The following is a 5,709-nucleotide window of genomic DNA, read 5'->3' on the forward strand; positions in this document are numbered from 1 at the left end:
CGATCCGGGCCTCCCGGTCGGTCGCGAGACGGTCCAACCGCGACGCGACCTGCCGGACCGACGCGTCCACCGGGCTGTCCCCCGAGATGTTCCCCGGCAACGGGTCCCCGGCGCGCAGCGCGAGGGGCAGGACGCCGGCCCAGACGGAGTGGTCCTCGCCGTCGTCGGGCTCCTCCCCGACGCCGGCGGCACGGATCTTCACGCTGGCGCGGTCGAGCGGGAGCTGGAGGACCTGGGTGGCACGGACCTCCTTGGCGGTCATCTCGCGGACCTCCGCACGACGCCCGGGCATGAGGTGCTCGGAGACCTGCCACAGCGCCTCCGCACGCAGATCCTCGGGCACGACGGTCGCACGGCCGACGATCATCGCACTGCGGTAGTTCGCGGAGCTGTCGAAGGTGCTGCGGGCGAAGACGAGTCCGTCCACGTGCGTGATCGTCGCGGCGACCGGCACGCCATCGGTGCCGGCGTCGAGGAAGAGCCCTCCGCCGGTCGATCCGTGGAGCAACAGGACCGGCCCGTCGCCGAGGTCACCGACGCCGCAGAGGAACGGGAGCACGATCGGGTGCCCCTCGCGCACGAAGCCGACGTGCGCCACGAGGGCCTCGGCGAGCACGGCGCGCAGGGCCTCGGGATCGGTGTGCTGGCGGTCGCGGAGGCGGCGGACGGTGAGGGACGGGCTGCTCATGCCGCAACGCTAGGGTCGTCACTGGACCAACGGATGGTCCAGATCGCAGGTGACGGAGTGGACCAGTCGGCGGGCAAGGTCGCGGGGGTGGTCGCGCGCGTCCGGGACCTGGTGGACCGTGGTGTCCTGCGCGACGGAGACCGGGTCCCGTCGACCAGGGTGCTGGCTGCGGAGCTCGGCGTCGCTCGTGGGACGGTCGTCGCTGCATACGAGCAGCTCGACGGCGAGGGGTGGATCCGGACGAGGCCGGGCGCAGCGGCGGTGGTGGTGGCCGGGCGGTCCGAGCATCCGCGGGCGGCCCCGACGCCGGGCCGGGGCGACCGCGCAGCGCAGCCCGACCCGCCGGCACGGCGCGACTCCGCGACGCGTGCCGATCCGGCGCTGGTGCGGGGCGCAGCGGACAGGGCGCCAGCAGCGGGCGACGCGGCTCGGCTCGAGGGCGGCGCGGCCTCCGGGCCTCGGTGGATCGACGCTCGCCCGGGCATCCCCGCCGTCACGTCGATCGCCTCGCGCGACTGGCGCGCGGCGTGGCGAGCCGCGGCCGAGGCGCCGCTGCGCAACGGGCTGTCCGATCCGCTCGGCCTGCCGGAGTTCCGCGGGCAGGTCGCTGCGCAGCTCGGGCTGCTCCGCGGCTTCACGCCGGACCTCGACCGTGTCGTGGTGACGGCAGGCACCTCGGACGCGATCTCGACCGTCACCGAGGGACTCCGGAACCACCTCGGCCGAGCGCCGCGGGTGGCCGTCGAGGACCCCGGCTACCCCAGCGGACGGCGCGCGGTCGTCTCGGCCGGAGGCCTCGTCGTCGGTGTCCCGGTGGACGAGGACGGACTCGACCTCGCCGCCCTCGCGGCCCTTCCGACGGTGGACGCGGTCATGGTGTCGCCCACGCACCAGTACCCGCTCGGCTCGGTGATGCCCGTGTCCCGACGTCGTGCCCTGCTGGACTGGGCAGCACGGACCGGCACGCTGGTGATCGAGGACGACTACGACTCGGAGTTCCGGCACCGTGGCCTCCCGGTGCCCGCCCTCGCGGCGCTCGACACCGCGGGGAGCGTCGTGCACCTCGGCGGGTTCTCGAAGACGCTGGATCCGCGCCTCCGGTGCTCGTGGATCGTGCTGCCCGGCGTCGGCGGCGTCCGAGTCGACGCGGTGACGGCAGCGCGCCGGGCGCGGGGTCCGGTGGTCGCCGAGCCGGTACAGGTCGCGTTGGCCTGGCTCCTGCGGAGCGGTGCGTTCCGCAGGCACCTGGGGCGGGTCCGTCGTGAGACCGCCCACCGCCGCGAGCAGATCGTCGCGCGGCTCGGCGCGACGGGCGCGTCCGGCAGGTCAGGCGCAAGCGGCGCGTCCGACGCATCCGGTCTGGAGGCACGTGCCCTGGACGGCGGTCTGCATGCGGTGGTCACGTGGCCGGGCTCGGCGACCGGGCGGACCGTCGTCGCGCGGATGGCGGAGCAGGGCGTGCTGATGGCGGCGCTCGAGGACTACGGCACGGCGCCGTCCAGCGTGCCCGAGGGTGTCGTGCTCGGCTACGGCTCGCTGACGACGCTGGAGCTCGGCCGTGCGCTCGACGTGCTCGTCGCGGCGGTCGACGGGTAGGACGGACCGCCCCGCGAACGTCGCACGCACGGCCGCGCGCGGGGGTCAACCGCGCAGGTGGTCCCGCACGCGCTCCTGCACCGCCGCGGCGTCGTGGTGCGCCCACACGGCGAAGTGGGTGCCTCCGGCCAGACGGATGATCTCGGCGCCGGGGATCTCGCGCAGCGCCCGCTCACTGTGTTCGATGAGGACGTCGGTGTCGGCGTCGCCGTGCACGAGCAGGGTCGGCGCCCGGACGGCGCCGAGGTCGAGCGAGGTGATCCCGCCGAGGTTGGCCACGTCGTTGCGCCAGCCGTCGCGGTGCGCGCCGGAACTGTTTCCGGTGGCGGCGAGGTCGAGCATGAACCGCCGTCGGCCCGGGTCGGCCATGACGTCGCGGACGTGCGCGTCGAGGGCGGCCCCGCGGAGCGAGCTCTCCCCGGCGATGGCCGTGCGGACCACGAGCCTCGGGACGATCCGTGCGGCGAGTGCGGAGGCGACGGCGCCGACTCGTGTCTGGGTGACGAACCACTCCGCCGGCGAGGTCCGGGGTGGGGTCCACCGTCCCGAGAGGCCTGCCGCGACGACGAGCGAGGAGACACGGTCGGGGTGCCGGACGGCGAGTCGGTACGCGCTCGGTCCGCCGCCGGACCACGCGAACACACCGACCCGGTCGATGCCGATCCGGTCGAGCAGCGCGACGGCCCGGTCGGCGTCGTCGTCGAGGCTGCTGCGGCCGTGGCGCACGGGCGTGCCGAGGTAGCCGGGCCGCGAGACCGTGACGACCCGGAACCCGTCGGACGGCAGGAACCGCGCCATGACGTCGGCGGTGTCGACCCCGCCCGGGGTCCCGTGCAGCACGAGGACGGGCGTGCCCTCGCCGCGCACCCGCACGACGTCGCGTCGGAGCGCGCGCGCCCGCCCGTCCGAGGTCGGTCCGGTGCGGGTGTCGGCGTGCATGCGGTCGACGCTAGCCGCGCCGCACCGTGGACGCGCCCTGGATGGGTGATGGATCGCCCGAGAGCTGCCGGGACCGGCCCCACGGTCAGCGCAACACGGTCCGTCCGCGGAGCCGGAGGGTCTCGGCGGGGTACTCCCCGAACTCCTCGTGGTAGGCCCCCGAGAAGCGCCCCATGTGCTTGAAGCCGCAGGAGATCGCGACGGCGGCGACCGAGGAGACGCCGGGGTCGGCGAGCTGCAGGCCGAGCCGTGCCTTCTCGAGCCGGATCTCCCGGAGGAACGCCATCGGGGTGGCGCCCTCGTGCTTCTGGAACGCCTCCTGCAGCGTCCGGACGCTCACACTGGCCGCCTCCGCGATGTCGGGCACCGTGAGCGGGCGGTCGAACCGGGCGTGCATGAACGTCTTCGCGCGCTGGACGGTGGTGGCGTGCGGACCGGCGACGTGGCCGTCCGGCATCGGCTCGAACGCCGCGAGGACCGCCTCGGCGAGCATGAGGTCGAGCGCGTCGCGGGCCTCGCCCACGGTGGAGCGGTCGAGCAGGGCGGGTGCGACGGCGCGGACGACCTCCTGGAGGGGCGCGAGCCGTTCGGGCTCGACGACGACCGGGAGGTTGAGCGGCCTCGGCGCGGCGTCCGAGTCCTTCGTCGCGACGGCCTCGAGGTAGTCGGCGCCGAAGTGGACGTAGTGGTGCGTCCCGGCGACGGCGTCGATCGCGAACTCCCGTCCGGTCGGGAAGGCCACGGGCACGGCCGGGTGCATGGTGACCGGGTCCGGGCCGTCCGGGTCGATCACGCTGCCGCCCTCGACGGCCCACGTGAGCACGTACTGGCGCTCCGGGTGCAGCACGCCGGTGAACCGGGACGTCGTCGACGCGGTCCGCAGGCTCACCCGGCCGTCGCTCATCGCGTGGTAGCGCAGCCGGAACCGCTCGCGGTCCGCGAAGCGCAGGTCCCGTCCGTTGTGGACGTCCCGCAGCAGGGCAGTCGCCTCGTCCGGGTCGGTGACCGTGTGCACGACGTCCTGCACGGCCGAGCGCCGCCGATCAGACGCCGCCGGCGTCACGAGCGGCTCGTTCCGCCCGTGGCTCGCGGCCAGCTCAGGTCGGCCAGCGTCGGCGGAGCCGTCTGCTCCTCGACCGCCCATCCGCGCCGGGCCGCCTTCCGGAGGTGGCGGTACGTCGTGATCCGGACCGGATCGACTGCTCGGTTCGACTCGTACTTCGTCATGGTGCGCTCCCTGGACGACATCATGGCGTCCAGCTCGGCGCCGGTCGACTGGTCGATTTGCGCACTCACTGGACACGAAACGGACTCGTTGCTATTGCCCGACGCTACGCGCGGTCGGGAGACCCCACACGGATACGGCACACAGCCCGCCCGGATCCGCGCGTTCCGGATGCCCCTCGCACGGGGGCCGCCGGAAGCGACCGGGAGCCAGCCTGGAGGCGCGTGTCGGCGCCGCCGCGCGCCTCCAGGCCGATGGGGCGCTCTACGCATTGTTCGCATACAATGCAAACATGCTGATCACCGTCGATCCCGCAGCGCGGGCATCGCTCGCCGACCAGGTCGCGACCCAGGTGCGCATCGCCGTCGCCCGCGGCGACCTCGCGTCGGGCGACCGCCTGCCGTCGGCACGCGACCTCGCGGCGTCGATCGACGTCAACATGCACACGGTGCTCCGGGCGTACGCGCGGCTGCAGGAGGACGGGCTCATCGAGCTGCGACGTGGACGCGGGGCGACCGTGCTCCGCTCCGGGAACGCCTCGTTCGACCGACTCCGCGACCTCGTCGGGGAGCTCCGTGACCAGGCGGACGCCCTCGGGGTGCCGCTCGACGAACTGTTCACGATGCTGAAGGGGGCACGATGACGACCACGCGGACGACGATCGGGACACGGCTGGCGGTGGTGGGACCGAGCGCGGTGGCGCTCCTGGCGCTCGCCGTGACGGGATCGGTGGCCGGCCCGCGACTGCCTGCCCGCGTCGCGACGCACTTCGGCGGTGACGGACGCGCGGACGGCTTCGGGTCGCCGTGGCCGTTCTTCTGGATCTCGCTCGCGGTGTGCGCGGCTGCTGCCGTGACCGTCGTGCTCGCCCTCCGGGCACGGGACCGTCGCACTGGCGCCCTGCTGGTCCTCGTCGCCGCGCTGCTCGGTCCGATCGTCGCCGCCGCGTGGATCGTCGTCGCTGCGGTCGCGCTCTCGGACACCGACCGCTTCACGCCGTGGTGGACGCTGCTGTTCCTCGCCGTCGGCGTCGCCTCGGCGGCGATCTCGGTCCCGCCGCTGTGGCGGTCGGCGGCGCCCGTCCCGGTCCGGGAGCCCCGGCCGCTGGACGTCGGCCCCGGAACCCGGGTCGCCTGGCGAGCGCACGTCGGGAGCCCGTGGTTCGCGGCGCTCGGTCTGGCGCTCCCCGTGCTCGGCGGCGCGACGGTGTCCTGGACGGCGCTGACGAGCGGCGGCTCCGCGGCGGTCCCCGCGGTCGTCC

7 protein-coding genes are annotated in these 5,709 nt (G+C 74.7%); 3 read left to right on the forward strand and 4 right to left on the reverse strand.

The features are described from left to right. On the reverse strand, positions 1 to 688 hold a 688-nt coding region (locus NS184_RS16400), incomplete at its 3' end, for a pyridoxamine 5'-phosphate oxidase family protein (protein WP_058727157.1). 33 nt (positions 689 to 721) lie between these two features. Here NS184_RS16400 and NS184_RS18450 point away from each other — a divergent pair. Beyond that, entirely contained in the window at positions 722 to 2,284 is a 1,563-nt protein-coding gene (locus NS184_RS18450) for a PLP-dependent aminotransferase family protein (protein ID WP_058727158.1), read from the forward strand. A 45-nt stretch (positions 2,285 to 2,329) separates the two neighbouring features. Here the strand turns inward: NS184_RS18450 and NS184_RS16410 are convergent, their stop codons facing one another. The 3 genes from NS184_RS16410 to NS184_RS18455 all read right to left on the reverse strand — a co-directional run bounded on the left by NS184_RS16410 (position 2,330) and on the right by NS184_RS18455 (position 4,450). Continuing rightward, positions 2,330 to 3,223 (reverse strand): alpha/beta fold hydrolase, encoded by an 894-nt coding sequence (locus tag NS184_RS16410; RefSeq protein WP_083513789.1) that lies wholly within the window; start codon positions 3,221 to 3,223, stop codon positions 2,330 to 2,332. 85 nt (positions 3,224 to 3,308) lie between these two features. After that, positions 3,309 to 4,286, reverse strand: coding sequence for a helix-turn-helix transcriptional regulator (locus NS184_RS16415; protein WP_058727159.1), 978 nt, complete (start codon positions 4,284 to 4,286; stop codon positions 3,309 to 3,311). Next, on the reverse strand, positions 4,283 to 4,450 hold the full coding sequence (locus NS184_RS18455; RefSeq protein WP_193750525.1) for a hypothetical protein: 168 nt from the start codon (positions 4,448 to 4,450) through the stop codon (positions 4,283 to 4,285). The genes NS184_RS16415 and NS184_RS18455 overlap by 4 nt, the downstream gene beginning before the upstream one ends. Positions 4,451 to 4,740: 290 nt before the next feature. Between NS184_RS18455 and NS184_RS16425 the strand changes: the two genes are divergently transcribed. After that, on the forward strand, positions 4,741 to 5,091 hold the full coding sequence (locus tag NS184_RS16425; RefSeq protein ID WP_058727161.1) for a GntR family transcriptional regulator: 351 nt from the start codon (positions 4,741 to 4,743) through the stop codon (positions 5,089 to 5,091). After that, positions 5,088 to 5,709: DUF1648 domain-containing protein (locus NS184_RS16430; protein ID WP_152998284.1), on the forward strand; the 622-nt coding region annotated here is incomplete at its 3' end. The genes NS184_RS16425 and NS184_RS16430, both read left to right, overlap by 4 nt.

Origin of the sequence: Curtobacterium luteum (assembly GCF_001475545.1) — a bacterium.
Taxonomy (GTDB): Bacteria; Actinomycetota; Actinomycetes; order Actinomycetales; family Microbacteriaceae; genus Curtobacterium; species Curtobacterium luteum_A.